The sequence below is a fragment of the Agrobacterium sp. S7/73 genome (assembly GCF_019355535.1).
Lineage (GTDB): Bacteria > Pseudomonadota > Alphaproteobacteria > Rhizobiales > Rhizobiaceae > Agrobacterium > Agrobacterium tumefaciens.
On record NZ_CP072136.1, the window covers coordinates 2,281,631 to 2,307,136 of the forward strand.

Genomic DNA, 25,506 nt, shown 5'->3' on the forward strand with positions numbered 1-25,506 from the left:
CAAGGGTTAAGAGGAAATTGAAACGCAATGGCCGAAAGGACGCATTTCATGGAACTGGCGCTGGCGGAAGCCCGTGCCGCCGGTGAGCGGCAGGAGGTTCCGATCGGCGCAGTCCTGGTTATGGACGGTCGCGTCATCGCCCGTTCCGGCAATCGCACCCGTGAATTGAACGATGTGACGGCGCATGCCGAAATCGCCGTAATCCGCATGGCCTGCGAGGCGCTGGAACAAGAACGCCTGCCCGGTGCCGATCTCTATGTAACGCTGGAACCCTGCACCATGTGCGCGGCGGCGATCTCGTTTGCCCGCATCCGTCGTCTCTATTACGGTGCGGAAGACCCGAAGGGCGGCGCGGTGCATAGTGGCGTGCGCTTCTTCAGCCAGCCGACATGCCACCACGCGCCTGATGTGTATTCGGGGCTGGCGGAAAGCGAAAGTGCTGAAATTCTGCGGAAATTCTTTCGCGAGAAACGTCTCGACGAATAAGCAGCCGGCGGGAGATGCAATCTTTCCCGCAGGCCATAAGCCCTTCATTTTATCAGAAGGGGTTCCACCAGGGTTTGCCGGTGTTTGCCATCGCCGCTTCTTTCTTACGGCGCTTTTCCTTCTTCTGCTCCGGCTCACCGAGGTCAGTCAGCTGATCCTGCGGAACGCTACGATATTCCTGCGGCGGATCAGTCAGGAACTTGCGCTGGGCGTTGACGACAGAGCCACCCTGGGCATCTGCCTTGGCCTTGCGGAAGGCTTCCCATTTCTGGCTTTCGGTCATCTGGCCGGCCGTGCCGTTGCCGGCAAGCAGCGGTGAGCGGTAATGCGGATTGTTCTTATTGGCATCCGCCTCGTCGCGCAGGCGTTCACGGGTTTCTTCCGGCGATTCGACCCATTGCGGGTTGTTTTCGCGGCTGGCCATGTTCTGCTGCGGCGTCGTCAATTGCTCGGCGCGGGACTGGGCGGGGACAACCAGACCCGGACGCGGGCTGTATTTCAGGTTGCGTTTTTCCTGATCGTTGCCGGTGATCGAAGTCGCGTTGCCGAGGTCGTCTACAAGCTGTTCTGCCGCAGTCTTGCCCGTACCATAGGTCGGGCTCGTGCAGGCGCTGAGCAGCACGCCTATCGCCGTGATACCTGCAACCGTGCGGAACATGCTCAAACCCTGCGCGTTATCCTGCCCAAAAGCCTTCATCGTCTTCATAAAAACCCTTCCAGCCGTCCGTCCCATTGCGCCAGACATCGTCTTTCGGCAGGCGGTAGCCCGCATTGCCGTGCAAATCCGGCCATTTTCAGGCAGGTGTACCGGATGAAGAGCTAAAGCGCAATTCATCCGGCCATTTTCCTCGCGCATCGGCCCGAAACTCGAAATCGATTTTTCGACAGGAACGATGCGCAGCAGCTTTAAATCATCCCAGCGCGGCAAGCTCGCGCAGTGCCGCCGCATCACGGGCCGAAACCTCCGGATAGTCCGGATCGGAACCGACATCGGTGGTGATACGCCAGGAGCGTGCGCATTTTGCGCCTTCCGCCAGCTTCTGCTCGACCACGACCTTTGCGACCTCCGGCAAGCGGAAGCCATCGGCAGGGCCTTCATCGCCGACCACCGAAATGGCCGAGGTGATGCAGATTTCGGCAAAATCCTGCCCGGAGAGAGCCGCCAGAAGATCGGCGTCGGCAATGTGCACGATGGGCGCTGCCTCAAGCGAGGAGCCGATACGCTTTTCACGGCGTTCCACTTCGAGCGCACCGGTGACGACCGTGCGGACCTTGCGGATTTTCTCCCACTTCGCTTCCAGCGCGTCGTTGTTCCACTCCGCCGGAATTTCCGGGAACTGGGCAAGATGCACCGATTCCGCATCCGGATAGCGCGAAAGCCATGCTTCTTCAGTGGTGAAGGGCAGCATGGGCGCAAGCCATGTGACGAGGCAATCGAACAGCTTGGCGATGACCGACAGCGATGCACGGCGCTTCAGCGACGACGGCGCGTCACAATAAAGCGTGTCCTTGCGGATGTCGAAGTAGAAAGCCGACAGCTCCACATTTGCGAAATCGATCAGGGCGCGGGCGATCTTCTTGAAGTCGAAGGCGTCGTACCCGTCGCGCACGACCTTGTCCAGCTCGGACAGGCGGTGCAGTACCAGCTTTTCCAGTTCCGGCAGATCGGCATAGGCGATCTCCTCGCCCTTGTCGTGGGCAAGCGTGCCGAGCATCCAGCGCACGGTGTTGCGCAGCTTGCGATACGCGTCGATGTTGGTCTGGATGATGGCCTTGCCCAGACGCTGGTCTTCCCAGTAATCGGTCGTCATGACCCACAGGCGCAGGATATCCGCGCCGGACTCTTTCATCACGTCCTGTGGTGCAACAACGTTGCCGAGAGACTTAGACTGCTTGCGGCCCTGCTCGTCCATGGTGAAGCCATGGGTGACGACGGCATTATAGGGCGCGCGGCCGCGCGTCGCGCAGCTTTCCAGCAGCGACGAATGGAACCAGCCGCGATGCTGGTCCGATCCTTCGAGATAGACATCCGCCGGCCACTTCATGTCCGGGCGGTCTTCCAGCGTGAAGGTATGAGTGCAGCCGCTATCGAACCACACATCGAGGATGTCCATGACCTGCTGCCATTTGGCGTGGTCATGGTCATTTCCGAGGAAACGTTCCTTGGCGCCTTCGGCGAACCAGGCATCCGCACCTTCAGCCTCGAAAGCCTCGAGGATGCGGGCGTTGACAGCCTCGTCGACCAGAACCTCACCCTGCTCGTCGGCGAAGACCGCGATCGGCACGCCCCAGCTGCGCTGGCGCGACAGAACCCAGTCGGGCCGACCTTCGATCATGGCGCGCAGGCGGTTCTGGCCGGATGCCGGAACGAAACGGGTCTGGTCGATGGCATCAAGCGAACGCGAGCGCAGCGTCGTGCCGTCGCCCAGTTCCTTGTCCATATAGACAAACCACTGCGGCGTGTTGCGGAAGATCACCGGCTTCTTGGAGCGCCAGCTATGCGGATAGCTGTGCTTCAGACGGCCGCGCGCGAACAGGTTGTTGGCCGCGATCAGCGCCTTGATGACGCGCTCGTTGGCATCGCCCTTCTTGCCGTTATCATCCATGACGCGGGCCGCACCGCCTTCGGCAGACGGGCCGAAACCGGGTGCGTCCTCGGTGTAGAAACCGTCATCGCCAACGGGGAACGGGATGGCCGGCGAAACGCCGCGCGCTTCCAGCTCACGCTGATGCGCGGTCCAGACGTCAAAGTCCTCGCGGCCATGGCTCGGCGCGGTGTGCACGAAGCCCGTGCCTGCATCGTCGGTGACGTGGTCGCCATCGAGAAGCGGAACCGGGAAATCGTAGCCAAGCGACGCCAAAGGATGGGCGCAGGTGATGGCGGCCAGTTCTTCAGCTTTCACATCGCGCACGAACTTGAAGGTCACCTTCGCCTTGGCAGCAGCCTCATCGGCAAGCTTTCTGGCGAAGATCAGCTTTTCACCCGGCTGCGGACCGAAATCGTTCTGCGCGCTTTCGACTTCGAACAGGCCATATTCGACCCGCGAGGAGAAGGCGATGGCGCGGTTGCCGGGGATGGTCCACGGCGTGGTTGTCCAGATGACGACAGAGACGCCGGAAAGAGCTGGCGCAGCGTCCTTCACCGGGAACTTCACCCAGATCATGTCGCTTTCAACGTCGTGATACTCAACCTCGGCTTCCGCCAGCGCCGTGCGCTCGACAACCGACCACATGATCGGCTTGGAACCGCGATAGAGCTGGCCGCTCTTGGCGATCTTCAGCAGTTCGCCGGCGATTCGGGCTTCCGCGTGGAAGTTCATGGTTGTGTAGGGGTTTTCGAAGTCACCCTCGATGCCGAGGCGCTTGAACTCTTCCGACTGAACCTTGATCCAGCCAGCCGCGAAGTCACGGCATTCCCTGCGGAACTCGTTGACCGGAACCTCGTCCTTGTTCTTGCCCTTGGCGCGGTAGGCTTCCTCGATCTTCCATTCGATCGGCAGGCCGTGGCAATCCCAGCCGGGCACGTAATTGGCGTCGAAACCGCGCATCTGGAACGAGCGGGTGATGACGTCTTTCAGGATCTTGTTCAGCGCATGGCCGATGTGGATGTTGCCGTTGGCATAGGGCGGGCCATCATGCAGCACGAATTTCTCGCGACCGGCGGCGGATGCGCGGAGCTTTTTATAAAGCCCCATTTCCTGCCAGCGCTTCACCGTTTCCGGTTCTTTCTGCGGCAGGCCGGCACGCATCGGGAAATCCGTCTGCGGCAAATAGAGGGTCGAGGAATAGTCGAATTTTTCTGCGGTGTCGCTCATAATTGTACCGTTGTTGCGCGCCGTGTCGGTCGCGCCGTCTCAATTTCAAAGAGGGCAAATACGGAAAGCGCCATGTCAAATGCCATGACGAGCGCCAAAATCCCGGACCTTCCGGCTCTTCAGAGCGGGCGGAAGGCCGGGCCAATAATTCGGCCTATCTGAACTTTAAACAGCAACCGGTATTGGGACATGGCCGGTTGTTTATGCGGTTTTCGGGCAAAAAGGAAGTGAAAAGCGACGACAATCCGGGACAGGATTATCTGCCCGCTCAAAATGCTATCTTCGCATCCAATTCACTGAGCGGCCGAACGCCTGACAGCATCGCCCGCGCCTCTTCCTCATCCCGCCTGATCTGCGCGACCAGAGGGTCCAAGCCGTCAAATTTCAGCTCGTCACGCAGGTGCCCGAAGAAGGATACCGAACACACCTCACCGTAGAGATCACCGGAAAAATCGAAGACGTAGGTTTCCAGAAGTGCCGCACCGTTATCGGTGACCGTCGGGCGGTAACCGAAGCTTGCAACGCCATCGTAAATCGCCCCGTCGGGGCGGCGGAACCGCACGGCATAGATGCCGGCTTTCAGCTCCGTTTCGGGTGAAAGCGCCATGTTGGCCGTTGGGTAACCCAGCGTTCGCCCCAGCTTCTGGCCGCCGATGACTTCACTTTCCACCGTGAAACGATACCCGAGTTGTCCGGCGGCACCTGCCACATCTCCTTCGCACAGAAGCGAGCGGATACGGCTAGAGGAGACGACATCCGCACCCTCGTCGCGAAAGGCATCCACGAGCGTCACGTCGAAGCCGTTGCGCTTGCCGGCCGCCATCAGAAATGCCGGGCCACCTTCGCGGCCCTTGCCGAAATGGAAATCAAAGCCGGTGACGACGGCGCTGGCGCCCAGCCAGTCGACCAGAATGGAATTGACGAACTCTTCCGCCGAGCGCTGCGAAAACTCGCGGTCGAAGGGGTATTCGATGACCGAGCGGAAACCGATGGCCTCGAGAATACGTGCCTTCAACGGCGCAGGTGTCAGGCGGAAGACCGGCGTTTCAGGGCGGAAGACGGAACGGGGATGCGGTTCGAAGGTCAGCACCAGTGCCGGAACGCCACGCGCCTCGGCCAGTTCCAGCGCACGGTCCAGAACGGCACGGTGGCCGCGATGCACACCATCGAAATTGCCGATCGCGATGACGCCGCCGCGCAAGCCTTCAGGCAGCGGCTCCTTTTTTTCATTGCGATGAAAGACGGTCATTGCAGTCGATCCATTGTTTACGCCGGCTTACGCCAGACGTTTCCTAGGCAAGGCGGGGCATCCACCAGCCGGGAGCCGCGCCCTGCCCCTTCAGATAGGCGTTCAGAAGCGCCTCGTCCGTCTGGCCATTCAGCGTATATTCGGCGGCGTGAATGCCGCCGCTGATATAAAGAAGGTTGAGGCCGCTCGCAATTGCGCCCTTCACATCCGTCGGCATGCCATCGCCAATGGCGAGCACGCGATCCTTCGGGAAATCGCCGCGCACTTCTTTCGCCGCCGCAAGGCAGGCTTCATAGATCGGCGCGTGCGGTTTGCCGGCAATACGGACTTCGCCGCCAAGCTGTTCGTAATATGCGGCCATGGCGCCGGCGCAGGGAATGATGCGCTCGCCGCGCTCTACCACCAGATCGGGGTTGGCGCAGATCATCGGCACCTTGCGGGCGACGAAGCCTTTCAACATTTCCGTATAATCTTCCGGCGTTTCCGTCTCGTCATCGAAGAAACCGGTGCAGACGACGGATTCCGCTTCCACCTCGCCGACCCGTTCGACATCGAGACCTTCGAGCAGCGGCATGTCCCGCTCGGGGCCGAGCAGAAAGACTTTTCTTGGGCCTTCCGCGATCAGGCCGCGGGTGACGTCGCCCGATGTGATGATGCGGTCATAGGCCTCATCCGGCACGCCGAGAACGCGAAGCTGGGCGATGACACCGGGGGCCGGACGCGGCGAATTGGTGATGAGCACCACGGTCTTGCCGGCCTTGCGCGCGTCGTGCAGCGCAACCGCCGCATCCGGGAAAGCGCTAACGCCATTGTGCAGCACGCCCCAGACATCCGAAAGAACAACGTCGAACCCATCAGTGATTTCGGCGAGGGTGAGAATGCGATGGGCCATGATATGCTTTCCGGGTGCGAAAAAAGGGTGTGCGTCACATGGCAAAGCAGGACGCCGATGGCAAGGAAAAAAGCGGTGCCAGGCCCGCCTCCGGCCCACCGGCCACCATCCGAACATAAAACCCCTCTACGCCGAAAACGAAGGCTGCCTGAAAAAGAGCGATTTGTCCGCGCGCGTCAGAGCGTGGAAATTTTCTGTCATGGAACGCTGGTAACCATAGGCCGTGAAATTTTTCCGGCAGTGCGTTCTTGACTCCGGGGGGACGCCTCCTTATCTCGGCTTTGCTGGCACTCCAACAAGAGGAGTGCTAACACCCATCACGTGAACCTGCAAAAGGTTCCTGAAGTCATTTGATCGAGGGATTAGGCAATGACAAGCACCAATTTCCGCCCGCTTCATGATCGCGTCGTCGTTCGTCGCGTTGAGTCCGAAGCAAAGACCAAGGGCGGCATCATCATTCCCGATACCGCCAAGGAAAAGCCGCAGGAAGGCGAAATCGTCGCCGTCGGTTCCGGCGCTCGCGATGAGGCCGGCAAGGTCGTCGCTCTCGACGTCAAGGTTGGCGATCGCGTCCTGTTCGGCAAGTGGTCGGGCACCGAAGTCAAGCTCGACGGCGAAGACCTTCTGATCATGAAGGAAGCCGACATCATGGGTATCATCGGCTGATTTCGCCGCACCCATCGTTTCCTTAAATTTCAAGCCGGACCCCGTCCGGCCATTCGAAACCAGGAGTTTTGAAAATGGCAGCCAAAGAAGTCAAATTCGGCCGCACAGCGCGCGAAAAGATGCTCAAGGGCGTCGACATTCTCGCTGATGCAGTGAAGGTCACCCTCGGCCCGAAGGGTCGTAACGTCGTTATCGACAAGTCCTTCGGCGCACCGCGCATCACCAAGGACGGCGTTTCTGTCGCCAAGGAAATCGAACTCGAAGACAAGTTCGAGAACATGGGCGCACAGCTCGTTCGCGAAGTTGCCTCCAAGACCAACGACATCGCCGGTGACGGCACCACCACCGCAACGGTTCTGGCCCAGGCCATCGTTCGCGAAGGTGCAAAGGCAGTTGCTGCCGGCATGAACCCGATGGACCTCAAGCGCGGTATCGATCTGGCCGTTGCTGAAGTCGTCAAGGACCTTCAGGCCAAGGCCAAGAAGATCAACACTTCGGAAGAAGTTGCACAGGTCGGCACGATCTCTGCAAACGGCGAGCGTCAGATCGGTCTCGACATTGCTGAAGCAATGCAGCGCGTGGGCAACGAAGGCGTGATCACCGTTGAAGAAGCCAAGACCGCTGAAACCGAACTCGAAGTCGTCGAAGGCATGCAGTTCGACCGCGGCTACCTGTCGCCTTACTTCGTGACCAACCCGGAAAAGATGGTTGCGGACCTCGAAGACGCATACATCCTTCTGCACGAAAAGAAGCTTTCGAACCTCCAGGCCATGCTGCCTGTTCTCGAAGCTGTCGTTCAGACCGGCAAGCCGCTCGTCATCATCGCTGAAGACGTAGAAGGCGAAGCCCTTGCAACGCTCGTCGTCAACAAGCTGCGTGGCGGCCTCAAGATCGCTGCCGTCAAGGCTCCTGGCTTCGGCGATCGCCGCAAGGCCATGCTGGAAGACATCGCCATCCTGACCGGTGGTACCGTCATTTCCGAAGACCTCGGCATCAAGCTCGAAAGCGTTACCCTCGACATGCTCGGCAAGTCGAAGAAGGTTTCGATCTCCAAGGAAAACACCACGATCGTTGACGGTGCTGGCCAGAAGTCCGACATCGAAGGCCGTGTTGCCCAGATCAAGGCGCAGATCGAAGAAACCACTTCCGACTACGACCGCGAAAAGCTGCAGGAACGTCTTGCCAAGCTCGCTGGCGGCGTTGCCGTGATCCGCGTTGGCGGTTCGACGGAAGTTGAAGTGAAGGAAAAGAAGGACCGCATCGACGACGCTCTCAACGCGACGCGCGCTGCTGTTCAGGAAGGCATCGTACCGGGCGGCGGCGTTGCCCTGCTGCGTTCTTCCACGAAGATCACCGTCAAGGGTGAGAACGACGACCAGGAAGCCGGCATCAACATCGTCCGCAAGGCTCTGCAGTCTCTGGTTCGCCAGATTGCAGAAAACGCAGGTGACGAAGCTTCCATCGTTGTTGGCAAGATCCTCGACCGGAACGAAGACAACTACGGCTACAACGCCCAGACCGGCGAATATGGCGACCTGATCCAGCTCGGCATCGTCGACCCGGTCAAGGTTGTTCGCACGGCCCTGCAGAACGCAGCTTCGGTTGCTTCGCTGCTGATCACCACCGAAGCCATGATCGCCGAACTTCCTAAGAAGGAATCGGCAATGCCCCAGATGCCTGGCGGCGGCATGGGCGGCATGGACTTCTAATCAGTCCTGTCACTGGAATACGAAAGGGCGGTCTTCGGATCGCCCTTTTTTCGTTGCCGCCCATGCCTTTTGGTGATCTGGCGTCGCAACCGCGCCAGACGGGCGGCATTGACTTCTAATCAGTCCTGTCACTGGAATACGAAAGGGCGGTCTTCGGATCGCCCTTTTTTCGTTACCGCCCATGCCTTTTGGTGATCTGGTGTCGCAAGCGCGCCAGACGGGCGGCATGGACTTCCAATCGGTCCTGCCATTTGAATACGAAAGGGCGGTCTTCGGATCGCCCTTTTTCGTTGCCACCCATGCCTTTTGGTGATTTGGCGCCGCAAGCGCGCCAGACGGGCGGCATGGACTTCCAATCAGTCCTGCCATTTGAATACGAAAGGGCGGTCTTCGGATCACCCTTTTTTCGTTGCCGCCCATGCGCCTTGTGAGAGCTGGCGCGATATCTTCACTTGCCGGGATAGGGCTTAAAAAATATTGTCTCTTTTTGAAACAGCGATAACTTTAGTCGGCTTGTTTTTGGCAGCGCGTGCAATAATCGGGTGCCGATAGAGGCGAATCACAATTGCCGATGGGGCGGATTTTCGCCCTCTCCAGTTTATAAGCACGACATTTAGTTGTCTTTTTTTCATATATTTCGCGATTACGATGAAGGAATACATATTATTTTTGATTTTCTCTCTGACAGGTTGTTGTGGGTAGAAGAAAATAAACTATAAGTCAGCGCCCGTGAGGGTGCCGCGGCGGGATGCAAGCATTGAAGGGGTTCGATGCTTGGCAAGCACGCTGGAATGCGGATGGCGATGAAAAATCAACTTGGCAGCGACGCTTGAGATTGCAGCGCTGGTACGATGTTCATGCGGGGGCGCGATTTGTTCGAAATATCAAGACGCAACGATGCTCTGCCTGCGGTCGCGACAACCATGCCGGATACTCAGACCCTGTCGCATTTCTTTATTTCGGAGGAATGGAGCGGCGATCTTTCGAGCGGCGTCATCAAGCTTGGCGAACACGCATCTTTCATGCATGGGCTGCCGCAGGGTGAGTGCGGCTTGCTCAGCCTGATCCGCTGTTACGATCGGGGTCACCACGACCGCGTGCTCGAAATTTTCGAACAGGCTTCCGCCGCACCCTCACGCTTCTGCTTTTCCACCGGCCTGTTCACCCTGCCGGCAATGCGGCAGCCGCTTATTTGCATGGGCGAATCCTCGGGTTTCGAGATCGGCCAGCAAGGGCGCATTTCGGGGCTCTTCCTGTTTCCGCGTTTCGAGGATATGCGCTTCGCCGCCTAGCGCGTTTCCAGTAAAACTGCGCAGCGGCTTTATGTCAGGAAATTTTTTTAAAACAAATAGATAGATCGAGTCGAATGGTCCCGTTCAAACGGGGGATGCGCGCTCAATGTCATTGAACGACATTGTTGGTCGTTCACAAAATGAAGACAATTTGTCTTCTATTGTTCATCTTTATAGATGCATGATTTTCGGTCATTGATATCTCCAGACATCACCTTGCAGTTTAACCGGCGACACGCCGATCACTTACCGGAGATACTCCATGTCCAGCAGCCAGAACGCTCTCGTTCTCATCGCCCGCATTCTGCTTTCCTTCATCTTCATCTATTCCGGCTTCGGCAAACTCACTGATCCGGCTGGCACTGCCGGCATGATCTCGGGCGCCGGCATGCCTGCCGCAACCGCGCTTGCCTATCTTGCCGGCCTGTTCGAACTCGTTGCCGGTCTTGCCATTCTCGCCGGTTTCCAGACGAAGATCGCCGCATGGGCGCTTGCAGCATTCTGCGTGTTCACCGGCCTCGTATTCCACAGCGGCACCGTTGCCGTTCCCGGTTGGCCTGAGCCTGCTCTCGGCTGGATCAACACGCTGAACGGCATCATGCTGATGAAGAACATCACCCTTGCCGGCGCCTATATCCTGCTCGCAACCTTCGGTGCAGGCGCCTACTCCGTCGACGCAAAGCGCGGCTTCGTTGCCGCCCGCGCCTGAACCCATAGGCTGACCAAGAAAAAAGCCGCCGGAGCGATCCGGCGGCCTTTTTTCTTTTGTGCTTTCAGACAGCCGCTTTTATTCGCGCCGCGATCTCCTGAACCGCCGGATCACCTTCGTGCTCCGGCTTGCGGGCGCGCACGAAACAGGCTTCCGAGCGGACGATGATGCCGTCGGAGAGGATTTTCAGGTGGTTAGCTTTCAGCGTCGAGCCGGTGGAGGTGATATCGACGATGATATCCGCCTGCCCTGCCGCCGGCGCACCTTCGGTGGCGCCAAGGCTTTCGACAATACGGTAAAGCTGAATGCCATGCTGGCGCGAAAAGAACTGCTGCGTCAGCCGCCAGTATTTGGTTGCGATTGCCAAACGGCGACCATGACGGGCACGGAATTCCGAGGCCACATCGCCGAGATCGGCCATGCTGTCCACATCCAGCCAGATTTCCGGCACGGCGACAACGACATCGGCATGGCCGAAACCGAGGCGGGCGCAGAATTCCACCTGCGCATCGGCGTTGGTCAGCCCCTCTCGCACCAGGTCTTCACCCGTCACGCCGAAATCCACGCTGCCAGCACCAATTTCGCGGGCGATCTCGGAGGCTGAGAGATAGGCAATCTCGATATCGTCGCGCCCTTCGATGCGGCCGCGATAGGACCGGTCGTTACCGACAGCGGCGACCTTCAGCCCGGCGCGTTCGAGAACGGCGGAGGCGTCTTCCTTCATCCGGCCCTTGGAGGGCAAGGCAATGGTGATCATGGCTTATCGCTCCCGCGCACCGTTTCGATGCGATCCAGCCAGAGGGAAAAGCCCACGGCCGGTATTTTTTCCTGCGCGCCAAGCAGCGTCAGCAGCCGGTCAAAACGGCCACCACCGGCCAAAACGCTATCGCTACCTTCTTCCATCACCTCGAAAACGAGGCCAGTATAATAATCGAGCGGACGGCCGAAGGCCGCGCCGTAGCTGACTGTTTCGAGATCGACCCCGGCATTCGCAAGGGCCGCGACACGCTTATCGAAAGCGGAAAGCGCACCGTCCAGCTTCAGCTTCGCCTTTGCGGCAAAATCGGCCAGAACTTGCGAGGCCTGCGGCAAGGGCGCCTGCAGGGCCAGGAACTGCTTGAGCAGTTCGAAACTCTCATCCGGCAGACGCGTGGCGGCAAGCGCCAGCTTTTCCCGCAGACGGCGGGCTATTTCCTGCGGCGAGCGGCTGGCATTGGTGGAATAGCCGGTTTCCTGCATTACCGTGTCGAGATAATCGACCAGCACCGCCTCTTCGCCCGTTGCCAGAAGTCCAGCGACCCGCGCGTCAAGGCCGGTCATGGGCTTGGGGTGCACGAGGCTTTCCAGCAGCGCGTCGAGCTGCGCCATATCGCCGAAAGCCTGCACCAGCCGTTTCTGCCAACCGAGCGGCAGGCCGAGCGCTGCAACGACCGCCTCGAACACCTGCTGGTCGCCCAGCGTGACGGCGAGCGAACGGCCAGGCAAAAGGCGTTTCAGAATGGCGGTTGCATCAATCACGGCGCGGGCATCGGCGGCGGCGATATCGGTATCGCCAAGATCCTCGATGCCGGCCTGATAAAACTCGTTCGCACCCTCCCGGCGCTGGCGGAAGACCTCACCCAGATAGGAGTAACGCTTCGGCGTACCCGTCGCTGTCTCGATATGGCGCAGGCAGACGGGAATAGTGAATTCGGGGCGCAGGCACAGGCTTTCGCCTGTCTCGCTCTCCGTCATGAAAATACGCCGACGCAAATCCTCGCCCGCCATATCCAGAAACGGTTCGGCAGGCTGGATCACAGGCGTGTTCACACGACTTGTGCGGCGCGCGGCGAATTCTTCCAGTAGCTCTCCGGAAAATTCCGGCATGTCGATCAGGGGCATGGAACGGTACTTTTCGTCACGGTTCGAGCGGCTGCATCATTTCGATGCGGTTTCCGAAGGGATCAAGGACATAAAACCGGTGATATCCTTCGAGCGGCTCATCCTCAACCACATGGTAGCCTGCAGTTTCAAGTGTTTTTCGCAAGATACTGAGATCGTCTACCAGAAAGGCAGGATGGGCTTTCCTGGCAGGTCTGAAATCCTGATCGATGCCGAGGTGGAGTTTTATCGGTCCAGATGAGAACCAACATCCGCCGCGCGCCGCCAGATTGGCGGGTTTTGCCTGCTCCGCAAAGCCGAGCAGGTCGCCATAAAAGGCGCGCGCCTCGTCTTCCCGGCCGACGGGCATCGCCAGTTGAAGGTGATCGAGCGCGAGGATCGCCATCGCCTCAGTGCCCTTCAGCGGCGCGGCGAACGTCCTCTGCATGATGCTCCAGAATCTCGCGAACCTTCGCCACCAGTTCGGCTTCTGGCGCGGTGATCTGTGCCACCCGCGCTTCGCGCCAGCTGGCATTGTCCTCGATTTCACCTGACAGGCGCTTGCCTTCGATCAGGTCCTTGATCTGCACGACGCCTTCGGCGCGCTCGTCACCGCCCTGGATGATGGCGATGGGGGAGCCGAGACGGTCGGCATATTTCAGCTGATTGCCGAATTTCTTCCAGTTGCCCTGGTACATTTCGGCGCGGATGCCCTCGGCACGCAGCGCCTGTGTGAAGCGCTGGTAACGTCCCATGCTGTCCACATCGCCATCCATGACGGTGATGAGAACCGGGGCGAGCGGCTTGACCTGACCGAGTTTGCCGAGGTTCTTCAAGGCCGTCATCAGTCGCGACACGCCGATGGAAAAACCCGTGGCCGGAACCGGCTGCCCCATGAAGCGCGAGACGAGACCGTCATAACGCCCGCCGCCGCCAACCGAGCCAAAGCGCACGATCTCACCTTTTTCATTCGGAATGGCTTTAGTAAGTTCTGCCTCGAATACAGGACCTGTATAATATTCCAAGCCACGCACTACGGAAGGAGTGATGCGAATTTGTTGAGTGCCATAACCTGCCGCACGAACGAGAGAACTGATCTTACGTAGTTCATCAAGACCTTCTCTAAACAAATCAGCGTCTGGGAAATGTTGCTCAAATACATCGAGAAAACTTGGATTCGCTATAACCAAAGGCAGTGAGCTTTGTCCTCCTGTCAGCAATGCGTCAGAGGGCAAAACATCGGACGGTTGCATAGCAGCAAAATAGTCCGCGGACTGGTCGCCGTTGTGGGTAAAAAGCAACATGATTTTTTCACGCGCATAGTCATCAAGACCCGCACCCTTGGTGAAATCGCCGGATTCATCCTTGCGGCCGGGGCCGAGCAGTAGTCTCACGCCTTCCGGGCCGAACTTGTCGAGCTTGTCGATGGCGCGCAGAACGTTCAGGCGACGACCGGCATTTTCCTCGCCGCCAAGGCCGATGGCCTCCATGACGCCGTCCAGCACCTTGCGGTTGTTGACGCGGATGACATAGTCACCGCGCGCAATGCCAAGCGCTTCCAGCGTATCGGCCATCATCATGCACATTTCGGCATCGGCCTGCACACCGGCAGCACCGACCGTATCGGCATCGAACTGCATGAACTGGCGGAAGCGGCCGGGGCCGGGCTTTTCATTGCGAAACACATAACCGGCGCGATAGGTACGGTAGGGCAGCTGGATTTCGTTAAAATTTTCCGCGACATGGCGGGCAAGCGGTGCAGTGAGATCGTAACGCAGGCTCATCCACTGGTCGTCGTCATCCTGCAGCGAAAATACGCCCTCGTTCGGACGGTCGCTATCAGGCAGGAATTTGCCGAGCGCATCGGTATATTCAAACAGCGGTGTTTCCACCGGATCGAAGCCGTAAAGCTCGTAGACCTTGCGGATCTTGTCGATCATTTCATTGGTGGCATGGATATCGGCAGCAGAACGGTCCACGAAGCCACGCGGCAGGCGGGCTTTCAGTTTCTGAGGCTTTTTTGCTTTTTCGCTCATGATGCCGATCCGATATTTTCCTGAAATTATGCCGGTGTATTAGATGATGAAGCCCGGTGCGGCAAGCCGCAAAGCCTCTGGTTCTACTGGCCGCACGGGGCAAACAATGCTATATGGGATGCATGTATCCCATTTTAGTCGAAAAGGGCGCAAGCAATGAGCAAACAGACTGCCATCCGCCTGCCGGACGAGACCTATGAACGGCTGAAAGCGCTTTCCGAGCGCACGGGCCGTACGTCCGCATACTATATCCGCGAGGCGATTGAGAAACATATTGAGGATATGGAAGATCTCTATCTAGCCGAAGAGGCGACGCGGCGCATCCAGCGCGGTGAATCAAAGGTGGTAAGCGCCGAGGAGTTCTGGCGTGATCTGGACAATTGAATACGATGTTCTTGTCCAGAAAGAGATGCGGAAAATCGATCCGCAGACGCGTCAGCGTATCCGAGTAGCGGCGCTCGACAATCCCCGCCAGACAGGTGCCGCCCTGCAAGGCTCAGAACTCGGCAGCTTCTGGCGTTACCGGGTAGGCGATTACCGTATCATCTGCGATATACAGGACCACAAGCTTGTCGTGCTGGTGGTGGAAATTGGCCATCGCCGCGAAATCTACCGTTAGGCATCAATGATCCTCGAAGCCCTGCAATATGCCGCCACGCGTGCGGCCACGCCGAAACCATTCCGGCCGCATATCCGCTATTCCGTCAATCTATGGGCGCGCGCCAATCGCTGCGCAACAGCATGGGCGGAGCATGAAAACAACAGCCAGCAATTTGTGCTGCAATCGGTGAGAAAACTCAAACAGAGGCGGACGGCGGTGGTGCTCGGGTCGGGTCTGCTGCGCGACGTGCCATACGATGCGCTGGTGGCGATGTTCGATACCGTGGTTCTGGTCGATCTGGTGCATCTTGCCAGCGTGCAGGCGAAACTGCGCTTCAATTCCAAAAAGAATGTGCGCATCGTCAACCGCGATCTTTCCGGTTTTGACGATATCGTTGCCGGTAAAGAACCGGAACCGCTCGAGTTCCTGCGGCGGGTGCCCTATCTGGATTTCGTCGTCTCGGCCAACCTCCTGTCACAGATCGGCACCGGCGCGCGGCATCGGCTGGAGCGGGAGAAGATTGCCGGCGCGCCTGATGACCTTTTGCCGAGGCTCATTCAGACGCATCTGGATGCGCTGGCCGCCCTTCCCTGCAAGGTGTGCCTGGTAACGGACACATCCTTTGACGTTATCGGCAAAGACGGCAGCCTGCACCAGCACGAGGACTTGCTGCATGGCGCTGATCTGTCCGCGCCGGCCGCCGCATGGGAATGGCCACTCGCTCCGTTGGGAGAGGAAAGCAGGGACTATCGAATCGTTCATCACGTTGTTGCGCATGAGCTGACGTGAGAGGCTCTGCCCCCGCGCCGCGATCCCGATAATGCCGCGCGGCCTTTCGACCTACAAACCGGCAAGACCGGCCTTGTAGTCCTCCGAGGCGGCACGGCTGAGGCGTTCCAGTTCCATGGCGGCACGGCTGGTGTGACGTTCCTTGTGGCGCAACAGAGCAAAATTGCGGGCGGGCAGATCGATGCCGGCGCGGACCAACAATCCCTGGCGTAAGAAGAGGGAGGCGACGGAAGCGGAAACCGCTGTCGCCGCGCCGCCGGAGCGTGCCGCCATCACCACGGCCTCGTTGGATGGCAGTTCCAGCATCACGGAAAGATCTGCCGGGTCGACACCCATCTGCCGCACCGCCGCCTCGAAGGCGGAGCGGGTGCCGGAACCCTGTTCGCGCAACACCCACGACGTTCCGTATAGAATATCGAGGGCGGTGAGATAACGGCCGTCGGCGAAGGGGTGGGCGGAGCCGGTGACGACCAGAAGCTTGTCGGATACCACGGGCTGCACCATCAGCGCCGGCTCGTCGATCTTGCCCTCGATGAAGCCGACCTCAGCCAGCCCATCGAGCACGGCCTGCGTTACCGTTTTCGTATTGCCGATATCGAGTTTCAGCGTCACACCCGGATAAAGCTTCTTGAATTGCATGAGGATCGGCGGCAGCCAGTAGCTGGCAATGGTCTGGCTGGCGCATACGGTGATTTCGCCGCGCGTCAGACCGCCCATCTCGGAGAGAATCAGTTCGGCGCTGCGCACACGCGCCAGCGTCGCCCTGGCCTCACCCAGAAACACCCGTCCGCTTTCGGTCAATTCGATATTGCGGCCGACGCGATGAAACAGCTCGACATTATAAAAGGCCTCGAGATTCTTGATCGCGGAACTGACGGCCGAGGCGGTCAGACCGATCGCCTGCGCGGCCCTTGTCAGGTGCTCGCGTTCGGCGACGGCGATGAAAATGCGGAGTTGTTCGAAGGTCATGGCTTTTTCATTCGATTTTATCGAATAATATATGCCATATTATTTGATAGAATAAAACAGGTCATTCCGGCATTGTCTGGCCATGGCACAGCATCGCACCCTCACTCATCCCTTCCAGTCTTCTTTTCGCTCGCTGACCCCGCTTCTGCCGGGCATTCTGCTTTGCGCGGCGGTCAGTTGCGCTGCCATTCTGGCGGAACGATTTCAGGTGCGGCTTGCCGGACATGCATGGCTCGGCGATCTGGTGCTGGCTATTCTGATCGGTACACTTTTGCGTTCGCTCGTGTCGCTGCCAGCGGTTGCTTCGGCCGGCATTAAGTTCAGTGCCAAGACCCTGCTCGAGATTGCGGTGGCGCTTCTTGGCGCATCCTTGAGCCTTGCCATTCTAAAAGGCGCCGGCGGTTTGCTGATCGGCGGCATCGCTGTCATCGTCGCCCTGTCGCTGATCTTCAGCTATGCCGCCGGGCGGATGCTGGGGCTGCCACCCAAACTCGCAACCCTTATCGCCTGCGGCAATTCCATCTGCGGCAATTCGGCGATCGCGGCGGCAGCGCCCGCCATTGGCGCCAAGCCAGAAGATGTCGCCGCATCGATTGCTTTTACAGCCGTTCTCGGTGTCGCCGCCGTTCTGCTGATGCCGTTTCTGCCGCAGCTTCTCGGTCTTGATGCCACCCAATATGGCATCTTCGCCGGCCTGACGGTCTATGCCGTACCGCAGGTGCTAGCCGCCACCGCCCCGCTCGGCGCCGTTGCGGTGCAGACCGGGACAATCGTCAAGCTCATACGCGTCCTGATGCTGGGGCCGGTCATTGCTGCCCTCTCCGTCATCCACGGCCAGTCTGGTAAGGGCCGGCTGAAGTTGCAGCAGATGGTTCCGTGGTTCATCATCTGCTTCGTGCTGATGATCATGGCCCGTTCCTTCGGCCTTATTCCCGAGGTTCTGCTAGGCCCCCTCGCCTCGCTCTCCAACATCCTCACCATCATGTCGATGGCGGCGCTTGGGCTGTCGGTCGACATTCGCAGCCTTCGCCATGCCGGGGGCAAGGTCATCGTCGCCGCCAGCCTCTCGCTCGTGCTGCTTGGAATCTTGAGCTTCGGCCTGATCGCGCTGACGCAAACGGCCTGAAGGTGCGGCGGGCCGTTATTTCTGAGTGCTGACCGTCAGGATATAATGCGCGCCGAGCCCGCGACGCGGTGATCCCAGGATAAGCGTCGGGCGGATCAGCCATTCGGTATCCGCCTTCGGCGTCAACGTGGCGATTTTACCTTCGGAGTCGCTGAAAAAGATCGCGTCCTGATCCGGCGTCGAAAAATCAAAGATCGCCATCAGGACAAATTCGCTGGAAGAGGTAAGCTCGACCTTCATCGTCTGCCCGGCCTTGACCTTCAGGCGGTAGACATCGCCACGGCCGCGCCGTGTCCAGCCATCTAGTTTCAGCGGCCCGGTGGGCGGCAGGGCAACTTCCTTGAGCCTTTCGCCGTCGTCCAGCCAGATGCCGTCGACGTTGCGGCTTTCCGCAGAGGATGGATGCGGCACGGCCGCCACGGCCATGGCAAAAGCCAGAAGAAGGGACTTTGCTTTCATGGACGTACAAACTCCCGCCGCATGGCCTCGATCGGCTCACGGCAATGACAGCCTTCGATATGATCGTTGACCATACCCATGGCCTGCATGAATGCATAGACGGTCGTCGGGCCGACGAAGGTCCAGCCGCGCTTTTTCAAATCCCTGGAAAGACGAATGGACGCGTCGCTGGTGGGGTTGGCCCTTAACGTCGCATAGTCCAGCCTTTGCGGCCTTTCTGCGGCGGAAGGCTCGAACCCCCAGAAATAATGGGCAAGCGAACCGAATTCGTCCCGGAGCGCTATGGCGCGACGGGCATTGTTGATGGTCGACACGATCTTGCCGCGATGACGGATGATGCCCTTGTCCGCAACACAGCGCTCAATGTCGGCTTCACCGAACTGCGCCACTTTTTCGAATTCGAAATTGGCAAAGGCAAGACGGAAAGCCTCGCGCTTGCGCAACACCGTCAGCCAAGAGAGGCCTGACTGGAAGCCCTCGAGACATATCTTCTCGAACAGGCGGCGATCGTCGGTGACGGGATAACCCCATTCTCCGTCATGGTAGCGGCTGTAATCCTCAAGTCCCTGCTGCCAGAAACACCGCACGCGGCCATCCGCGCCCGTTTCAAGTCCCGCCTCGTTCATACCGCAACCACCCTTTTTCGCTCCCGCCCGTGACCGGCGTGATGCGCGCACTTACCACTCATTCACCACGTTTCAAAACGGGTCGCTAACCTTAAATCCAGCTTTTTCTAATCAAGCGCTTTTTAATGAACAGCCATTTACGATTCGCTGGCGTCAAGGTGCGAACGTAGCCGGCAAGGCGGGCGAATGATCCCGCAATTGCTATTGTTGCGACATACCGCAGAGAGAGTCCACCCGATGACGATGAAGTCCGTTTTTCTGGCGCTGAGCCTCGTTTCCACCTTCGCCGCCCCGGCCGCCGCAGCTGGTGAGCGTTACCGGGAGCGCCCGCCTGTCGTCGTCAGTCCAGACCTTTCCGCCCCCTGGGTAACGCAGCTTGGTGGCGGCAATGTGCGCCCCGTGGTTTACCCGCGCGCGCCAGCAGCCCGCCAGCCTTTCTTCCAGCAGCGCCAGGCCGCCATGCCACAGCGCCCAAGCTCCGGCGTCACCTCGCAGCGCCCGGCCCGGGTACAGAACGCCGCCGTTCGCCCGAATGCGCCGGTGCGCACGCAGATCGCCCCGCAATTCCTGCCCCAGATCGTGAGCTACCAGACCACTCAGAAGCCCGGCACCATCGTCATCGATACGCCGAACCGCTTCCTCTATCTCGTCATGGCGGATGGCAAGGCCCGTCGTTATGGCGTCGGCGTCGGCAAGCCCGGTTTCGAATGGGCCGGAACGCACAAGGTAACCCGCAAGGCGGAATGGCCGAGCTGGACGCCCCCGAAAGAAATGATCAGCCGCGAAGCGACGAAGGGACACTACCTTCCGGCCTTCATGGAAGGCGGACCTGCCAATCCGATGGGCGCGCGCGCCATGTATCTCGGCTCCACGCTTTACCGCATCCACGGTACCAACCAGCCCTGGACGATCGGCAGCAACAATTCCTCAGGCTGCATCCGCATGCGCAACGAGGATGTCACCGATCTTTACGAGCGTGTGAACGTCGGAACAACCGTCATTGTGATATGACGGCAACGGTGCCGCTAATACGCGGACTTGCAGCCCACACCACGGCAGATCGCGCTTGAATTGATGTCCCGCAGCGGTACAATCGCTACTAGATTGATTGAAGGAGACTTGGCGGGGGACGCCAGGCGCCGGACCTCTCTCAGGGGATGATGGAACGGCCTTGAAACGGGTGGTCAACTGACCGCCCGTTTTTCGTTTCTGTCATTTAAATGTTACTAAAAAGCGGTTTGGTGTGTCCTCAACACCAAACTGGATTCTCCCCATGCTGCGCCACGTTTCCATTCTTTGCGCCCTGCTACTCAGCGGCGTTTCCTTCTCTTCCGCAATCGCGGGGGAATTTGAATTTTCCGGTTACGGCGGCTGGCAAAGCGCCCCGCACAGCGATGTCACGGTTTCGGACGGAACGGACTTCCGGGCGGGGTGGGAAGGGAAGGCATTTTCGAGCCCGGCCTATTGGGGGGTGCGCGGCACCTACTGGTTCGAGGAAGGCCAGCTCAACAATCTCGGCATCTCGCTCGATTACACCCACGACAAGGTCTATGCCGACGACCAGACGCTGGCGCGTTCCGGCTGGTCGCATTTCGAGTTCACCGACGGCCTGAACCTTTTGACGCTGAACGCGCTCTATCGTTTCCCGCTGGAGACCTGGCGCCTGACGCCTTACGTGGGCGCGGGCGTTGGCATCAACGTGCCGCATGTGGAGGTTACCCGGGCTTCCGGCAAAACCTTCGAATACCAGTTCGGTGGCGCAACCCTGCAGGCGCAGGCCGGCCTTAGCTACCGCATAACCGACAACTGGTCGACCTTCGTGGAATATAAAGGCACCTACTCCTTTATCGACGTGGATATCGACAATGGCGGCAAGCTGAAAACCGATATCATGACCAATGCGGTGAACTTCGGCGTGGCCTACAAGTTCTAAAGCTGGGATGGAAATAGAGGGCGCTTTCCGACAGGTGCCAAGCTACCCTCAAACCTCACTCCTGTGCTTGTCACAGGATGAGCAGAGCGAACGACGCACCGGCCCGAACCTTGTGTCGGGTCCGATGGCCCTTACAAGCGAACGGCGCTCTAAGCCAAAAGCCTCGCGGGTTTCGGTCCGCCATAAGCCCAGTCCAGCAGCTCGACCGTGTGCAGGATCGGCATTTCCGTGCCAGTCGCGATCTGCGTGATGCAGCCGATATTGCCGGTGGCAATGACATCCGCGCGTGTGGCCTCGATGTTCCTCACCTTGCGCGCCTTCAGCTTTCCTGAGATCTCCGGCTGCATGATGTTGTAGGTTCCGGCCGACCCGCAGCAGAGGTGCCCTTCCGCCGGATCGCGGACGGTAAAACCAGCCGCTTTCAGCAATTGCTTCGGTGCCATGGTGATCTTCTGGCCATGCTGCATGGAGCAGGCCGAATGATAGGCAACCGTCAGGCCCTGGCTTTCCTTTTGCGGCAGGTCGAGCGTGGCAAGATATTCGGTGATGTCCTTCGCGAGTGCCGATACCCGTGCGGCTTTGTCCGCATAGGCCGGATCAAGCCGTAGCATATGGCCGTAGTCCTTGATGGTCGTGCCGCAGCCGGATGCGGTGATGATGACGGCATCGAGGCCGCCATTTTCCATTTCACGCATCCATACATCGACATTGCGGCGGGCGGCGGCGAGCGCCTCGGCCTCGCGCCCCATATGATGCACCAGCGATCCGCAGCAGCCTTCCCCCTTCGGCACGACAACCTCGACGCCAAGCCGCGCCAGAAGACGCAGCGTCGCCTCGTTGATACCAGGGTCAAGCACCGGCTGGGCGCAGCCGGTAAGAATGGCGACACGTCCACGCTTTTCACCTTCGGCTGACCGTTCACCCGGACGGGCAGAAGCTGAAACGGCGGGCACGGAAGCCGGGGCGAGAGCGAGCATGGATTGCAGCGGTTTCAGCGCGGGAAACTTCGCGAGCACACCGGCGAAGGGTCGCGTGATCCGTGCCAGATGCAAGGCCAGCCGGAAGCGACCGGGATAAGGCAGAACTGCAGCCAGAAGATTGCGGGTCAGGCGGTCCATGAAGGGACGTTTATAGGTTTGTTCGATATGGGCGCGGGCGTGATCGACAAGATGCATGTAGTCGACGCCGGACGGACAGGTGGTGGTGCAGGCAAGGCAGGACAGGCAGCGGTCGATATGGGTGACGACTTCGCGGTCCGCCGGGCGGCTATTTTCCAGCATGTCCTTGATGAGGTAAATGCGGCCGCGCGGACTGTCCAGCTCATTGCCAAGCGTGACATAGGTGGGACAGGTGGCGGTGCAGAAGCCGCAATGCACACATTTGCGCAGGATTTTTTCTGATTCCGCCACATGCGGATCAGCCAGCTGCTCGGGCGTGAAGGATGTTTGCATGGTTCAGACGGCCCTTCCCATCTTGCCAGGATTGAAGATGCCCGCCGGATCGAGCTTTTCCCTGATGCGCGCAGACAATATGGCCTCCGCCGTCGGGCGCGGTTCGAATGCCGGCACGGTGGCGCGCACCGCGTCGCTCGCCCGCATCAAGGTGGCGTGCCCGCCGCCGAGCGCGCGGATGGCACCGCGCAGCAATTCCGCTTCGGGGTCCGCCTCCATCTGCATCCAGATGAGACCACCCTGCCAGTCGTAAAAGGCATCGATACCCGCTTCCATGCGCAAGGCAGCAACCAGCCTGTGGCCTTCGCTCGGCGCGACCGAGACTTTCCAGAGCGGTTTGGCATCTTGCCCGGCATAGGGCGCGACATTCCGCACCTGCCGCCATAAAACAGCACTCTCCTCGCCTTCCAGCAGCGCCCATGGGCCAACCCGATCCATGACGGAAAGGAGTTTCGCCGCGCGCGCCTCGACGGAAGCCCCGAGCCCTTCCAACCGCAGGATTGTCGCCGGACCTTCCGGCAGCGCGCCTGCGATGAAATGGGAGCGAACGCTTTCCGGCAGATGGGCCGCACCGGAAACCTCGACGCTCATCGCCATCGCCGCCGCCATGATCCGCGTCGCGGCCTCGTCGTCCAGACCGCAGACAACCACGGTTTTTTCCGCTGGCGGTTTCGGCAACACGCGGAAGGTTACTTCCGTGAGAAAACCGAGCGTGCCGTGTGAACCCGCCAGAAGCTTCGAGAGATCTAGCCCGGTGACATTCTTCATCACCCGGCCACCCGCCTTGATGACTTCCGCCTTTCCATTGACGAAACGGATGCCGAGCAGGCTGTCACGCGCCGCACCAGCCACATAACGGCGCGGGCCGGAAACATTGGCAGCAAAGACGCCGCCGATGGTCGGCTCGCCTGTGGTTCCCATGATCGGGCGGTGGTCCATCGGCTCGAAGGCCATCATCTGCCGGTTTTCGGCAAGGGCGGCCTCGACGGTGGCGAGAGGTGTGCCTGCTTTGACCGTCATGACCATTTCGGCGGGGTTGTAGGCGATGATGCCAGACATTGCGCGGGAGGAAAGCGTTTCATCTGCCTCGACCGCATTGCCGAAACCGGAGCGGGTGTTGCCGCCGATGATTTTCAGCGGGGTTTTTCGGGTTGTGTGGTCGCGGATGATGTCGGCGACCTGGGTTTCTGCATAAGGGGTCAGCATGGGGTGCGCTCCGAGCAAGAGATACCCTCCTCTGCCCTGCCGGGCACGGAGGGGTGAGCCGCACCCACCAAGGCTACAAAGCTAAAGTGCATCATCCCCTCCCCTCCAGCGGAAACACCTTGGAAGGGTTCATCAACCAACCCTCGTCAAAAGCAGCGCGAACCGCCATCTGCTGGGCAAGATCAGCCTCGGCATATTGGTGCCGCATCAGGTCGCGTTTTTCGATGCCGACACCGTGTTCGCCGGTGAGGCAACCGCCCGCATCGACGCAGAGCTTCAGGATTTCATTGCCCGCCTCTTCGGCCCTGGCGGCGTCTTCCGGATCGTTGGCGTTGAACAGGATCAGCGGATGCATGTTGCCATCGCCCGCATGAAAGACATTGGCGACGCGAAGGCCGAGGCGGTCGGTGATTTCGCTTGTTTTTTTCAGCACATAGGAAAGCTGGGAAAGCGGCACCGTGCCATCCATGCAGATATAGTCCGCGATGCGGCCCGTTGCGCCGAAAGCGGATTTCCGGCCCTTCCAGATCGCCGCGGCCTCCATGGCCGACTGGCATTCCCTGACCGTCTTCACGCCGTGTTTTTTCGCAATGGCGACAATATCGGCCAGCATGGCGTCCATTTCCGCCTCCGAGCCTTCGACCTCGACGATCAGCAGCGCGCCGACATCCAGCGGATATCCGGCCTTGGCGAAGGCCTCGCAAATCTCGATTGCCGGCTTGTCCATGAATTCGATGGCGACAGGAATGATGCCCGCGCCGATGATATCGGCCACGCAGGAGCCGGCTTCTTCGGAGGTTTCGAAACCAAACAGCACCGGGCGCGCGCCCTCCGGCTTGGCAATCAGCCGCACCGTCGCCTCGGTGACGATGCCGAGCTGGCCTTCCGAACCACAAACGAGGGCGAGAAGATCGTAACCGGCAGCGTCAAGATGCTTGCCGCCCAGCTCCAGCACCGTGCCATCGACAAGCACCATTTTTACGCCGAGCAGATTATTGGTGGTGACACCGTATTTCAGGCAGTGCGCACCGCCGGAATTCATGCCGACATTGCCGCCGATGGTGCAGGCAAGCTGCGAGCTTGGGTCCGGCGCATAAAAGAAGCCTTCCGCACCGGCCGCATCGGAAATGGAGAGATTGGTGACGCCCGCCTGTACCCTTGCCGTGCGATTGTAAAAATCGAGTTCGAGGATCGCGGACATCTTCGAAAGGCCGATCACCACCGCATCTTCCTGCGGAATGGCGCCGCCGGAAAGCGAGGTACCCGCGCCGCGCGGCACGACAGGAATGCCGTAACGGTGACAATATTTCAGTACCGCTGCGACCTCTTCGGTGGTCTTCGGCAAGGCGACGGCCAGCGGCAGGCGGCGGTAGGAGACGAAAGCGTCGGTCTCGAAAGGCACGAGCTCACGCGGCTCGTGCACGAGACAGTCCTCGGCCAGGATATCCTTCAGATCGGATATGATGCGGTCACGGCCCGATAAAACCGCCGCACGCGGCTCCAGAAACTTGATCGGCTGCGTCACCGCCCCCTCCTCCATGCACGTCTTGCCAAGTGGTATTGTTTCTTTACCACTTTGAAGGAGCGCAATCAAATGCTAAGGATTTTTTCCGTTCTGGAAATAATCGGGAG

General features: G+C 59.6%; 25 protein-coding genes. 11 read left to right on the forward strand and 14 right to left on the reverse strand.

The window, feature by feature from the left end; genetic code table 11:
• Positions 1-27: 27 nt before the first annotated feature.
• Positions 28-486, forward strand: coding sequence for a nucleoside deaminase (locus J5276_RS11340; RefSeq protein ID WP_013635558.1), 459 nt, complete (start codon positions 28-30; stop codon positions 484-486).
• A 52-nt stretch (positions 487-538) separates the two neighbouring features.
• Here J5276_RS11340 and J5276_RS11345 read toward each other — a convergent pair whose 3' ends face one another.
• The 4 genes from J5276_RS11345 to J5276_RS11360 all read right to left on the reverse strand — a co-directional run bounded on the left by J5276_RS11345 (position 539) and on the right by J5276_RS11360 (position 6,442).
• Positions 539-1,192 carry a hypothetical protein gene (locus J5276_RS11345; protein ID WP_019564237.1) on the reverse strand — a complete coding sequence of 218 codons (654 nt, stop codon included), beginning with the start codon at positions 1,190-1,192 and terminating at the stop codon, positions 539-541.
• Between the two features lie 205 nt (positions 1,193-1,397).
• Positions 1,398-4,301: an isoleucine--tRNA ligase gene (gene ileS / locus J5276_RS11350; RefSeq protein WP_038489976.1), complete on the reverse strand. Its 2,904-nt coding sequence runs from the start codon at positions 4,299-4,301 to the stop codon at positions 1,398-1,400.
• 268 nt (positions 4,302-4,569) lie between these two features.
• Positions 4,570-5,550 carry a bifunctional riboflavin kinase/FAD synthetase gene (locus J5276_RS11355; protein ID WP_004432194.1) on the reverse strand — a complete coding sequence of 327 codons (981 nt, stop codon included), beginning with the start codon at positions 5,548-5,550 and terminating at the stop codon, positions 4,570-4,572.
• Positions 5,551-5,593: 43 nt separating this feature from the next.
• Positions 5,594-6,442, reverse strand: a complete 849-nt coding sequence (locus J5276_RS11360; RefSeq protein WP_112154736.1) for a TIGR01459 family HAD-type hydrolase — start codon at positions 6,440-6,442, stop codon at positions 5,594-5,596.
• Between the two features lie 369 nt (positions 6,443-6,811).
• Here J5276_RS11360 and groES point away from each other — a divergent pair, with 369 nt between their 5' ends.
• From groES to J5276_RS11380, 4 genes are all read left to right on the forward strand, one after another.
• Positions 6,812-7,108 (forward strand): co-chaperone GroES, encoded by a 297-nt coding sequence (groES, locus tag J5276_RS11365; RefSeq protein WP_003494080.1) that lies wholly within the window; start codon positions 6,812-6,814, stop codon positions 7,106-7,108.
• Between the two features lie 74 nt (positions 7,109-7,182).
• Complete coding sequence (gene groL / locus J5276_RS11370) at positions 7,183-8,817, forward strand: chaperonin GroEL (protein WP_004432205.1); 1,635 nt, start codon at positions 7,183-7,185, stop codon at positions 8,815-8,817.
• Between the two features lie 857 nt (positions 8,818-9,674).
• A complete protein-coding gene (locus J5276_RS11375; protein ID WP_112154848.1) occupies positions 9,675-10,109 on the forward strand; it encodes a hypothetical protein in 435 nt (144 codons plus the stop codon).
• 262 nt (positions 10,110-10,371) lie between these two features.
• A complete protein-coding gene (locus J5276_RS11380; protein WP_004432207.1) occupies positions 10,372-10,818 on the forward strand; it encodes a DoxX family protein in 447 nt (148 codons plus the stop codon).
• Between the two features lie 64 nt (positions 10,819-10,882).
• Here J5276_RS11380 and hisG read toward each other — a convergent pair whose 3' ends face one another.
• From hisG to hisS, 4 genes are read right to left on the reverse strand one after another with little or no spacing between them, the layout of a single operon-like run.
• Positions 10,883-11,575 (reverse strand): ATP phosphoribosyltransferase, encoded by a 693-nt coding sequence (gene hisG / locus J5276_RS11385; RefSeq protein ID WP_004432208.1) that lies wholly within the window; start codon positions 11,573-11,575, stop codon positions 10,883-10,885.
• Positions 11,572-12,699 carry an ATP phosphoribosyltransferase regulatory subunit gene (locus J5276_RS11390; RefSeq protein ID WP_004432209.1) on the reverse strand — a complete coding sequence of 376 codons (1,128 nt, stop codon included), beginning with the start codon at positions 12,697-12,699 and terminating at the stop codon, positions 11,572-11,574. The genes hisG and J5276_RS11390 overlap by 4 nt, the downstream gene beginning before the upstream one ends.
• A 16-nt stretch (positions 12,700-12,715) precedes the next feature.
• Positions 12,716-13,084 (reverse strand): VOC family protein, encoded by a 369-nt coding sequence (locus J5276_RS11395; RefSeq protein WP_026330619.1) that lies wholly within the window; start codon positions 13,082-13,084, stop codon positions 12,716-12,718.
• A 4-nt stretch (positions 13,085-13,088) separates the two neighbouring features.
• The gene (hisS, locus tag J5276_RS11400; protein ID WP_065703880.1) at positions 13,089-14,714 is read right to left on the reverse strand and encodes a histidine--tRNA ligase; all 1,626 of its coding nucleotides are present in this window, start codon (positions 14,712-14,714) and stop codon (positions 13,089-13,091) included.
• A 156-nt stretch (positions 14,715-14,870) separates the two neighbouring features.
• Here hisS and J5276_RS11405 point away from each other — a divergent pair, with 156 nt between their 5' ends.
• From J5276_RS11405 to J5276_RS11415, 3 genes are read left to right on the forward strand one after another with little or no spacing between them, the layout of a single operon-like run.
• Positions 14,871-15,098 (forward strand): DUF6290 family protein, encoded by a 228-nt coding sequence (locus J5276_RS11405; protein ID WP_013635548.1) that lies wholly within the window; start codon positions 14,871-14,873, stop codon positions 15,096-15,098.
• Positions 15,082-15,333, forward strand: coding sequence for a type II toxin-antitoxin system RelE/ParE family toxin (locus J5276_RS11410; protein WP_065703878.1), 252 nt, complete (start codon positions 15,082-15,084; stop codon positions 15,331-15,333). Before J5276_RS11405 ends, J5276_RS11410 begins: the two co-directional genes overlap by 17 nt.
• Before the next feature lie 6 nt (positions 15,334-15,339).
• The gene (locus J5276_RS11415) at positions 15,340-16,104 is read left to right on the forward strand and encodes a hypothetical protein (protein WP_013635546.1); all 765 of its coding nucleotides are present in this window, start codon (positions 15,340-15,342) and stop codon (positions 16,102-16,104) included.
• A 51-nt stretch (positions 16,105-16,155) separates the two neighbouring features.
• Here the strand turns inward: J5276_RS11415 and J5276_RS11420 are convergent, their stop codons facing one another.
• The gene (locus J5276_RS11420; protein ID WP_004432220.1) at positions 16,156-17,073 is read right to left on the reverse strand and encodes a LysR substrate-binding domain-containing protein; all 918 of its coding nucleotides are present in this window, start codon (positions 17,071-17,073) and stop codon (positions 16,156-16,158) included.
• A gap of 82 nt (positions 17,074-17,155) precedes the next feature.
• Here J5276_RS11420 and J5276_RS11425 point away from each other — a divergent pair, with 82 nt between their 5' ends.
• Positions 17,156-18,199: a YeiH family protein gene (locus tag J5276_RS11425; RefSeq protein WP_019564245.1), complete on the forward strand. Its 1,044-nt coding sequence runs from the start codon at positions 17,156-17,158 to the stop codon at positions 18,197-18,199.
• Positions 18,200-18,214: 15 nt separating this feature from the next.
• Here the strand turns inward: J5276_RS11425 and J5276_RS11430 are convergent, their stop codons facing one another.
• Positions 18,215-18,658, reverse strand: coding sequence for a hypothetical protein (locus J5276_RS11430; protein ID WP_004432223.1), 444 nt, complete (start codon positions 18,656-18,658; stop codon positions 18,215-18,217).
• Complete coding sequence (locus tag J5276_RS11435; RefSeq protein ID WP_004432231.1) at positions 18,655-19,284, reverse strand: DNA-3-methyladenine glycosylase I; 630 nt, start codon at positions 19,282-19,284, stop codon at positions 18,655-18,657. The genes J5276_RS11430 and J5276_RS11435 overlap by 4 nt, the downstream gene beginning before the upstream one ends.
• Positions 19,285-19,521: 237 nt before the next feature.
• Here J5276_RS11435 and J5276_RS11440 point away from each other — a divergent pair, with 237 nt between their 5' ends.
• Together J5276_RS11440 and J5276_RS11445 are read left to right on the forward strand one after the other, a co-directional pair.
• Complete coding sequence (locus J5276_RS11440) at positions 19,522-20,295, forward strand: L,D-transpeptidase (protein ID WP_004432233.1); 774 nt, start codon at positions 19,522-19,524, stop codon at positions 20,293-20,295.
• 262 nt (positions 20,296-20,557) lie between these two features.
• The gene (locus J5276_RS11445) at positions 20,558-21,217 is read left to right on the forward strand and encodes an outer membrane beta-barrel protein (RefSeq protein WP_112154737.1); all 660 of its coding nucleotides are present in this window, start codon (positions 20,558-20,560) and stop codon (positions 21,215-21,217) included.
• Between the two features lie 149 nt (positions 21,218-21,366).
• Here J5276_RS11445 and glcF read toward each other — a convergent pair whose 3' ends face one another.
• The 3 genes from glcF to J5276_RS11460 form a co-directional block, all read right to left on the reverse strand.
• Positions 21,367-22,668, reverse strand: a complete 1,302-nt coding sequence (gene glcF / locus J5276_RS11450; RefSeq protein WP_004432239.1) for a glycolate oxidase subunit GlcF — start codon at positions 22,666-22,668, stop codon at positions 21,367-21,369.
• A 3-nt stretch (positions 22,669-22,671) separates the two neighbouring features.
• Entirely contained in the window at positions 22,672-23,874 is a 1,203-nt protein-coding gene (gene glcE / locus J5276_RS11455; RefSeq protein WP_065703869.1) for a glycolate oxidase subunit GlcE, read from the reverse strand.
• 91 nt (positions 23,875-23,965) lie between these two features.
• A complete protein-coding gene (locus J5276_RS11460; RefSeq protein WP_236761467.1) occupies positions 23,966-25,414 on the reverse strand; it encodes an FAD-linked oxidase C-terminal domain-containing protein in 1,449 nt (482 codons plus the stop codon).
• Positions 25,415-25,506: the final 92 nt, after the last annotated feature.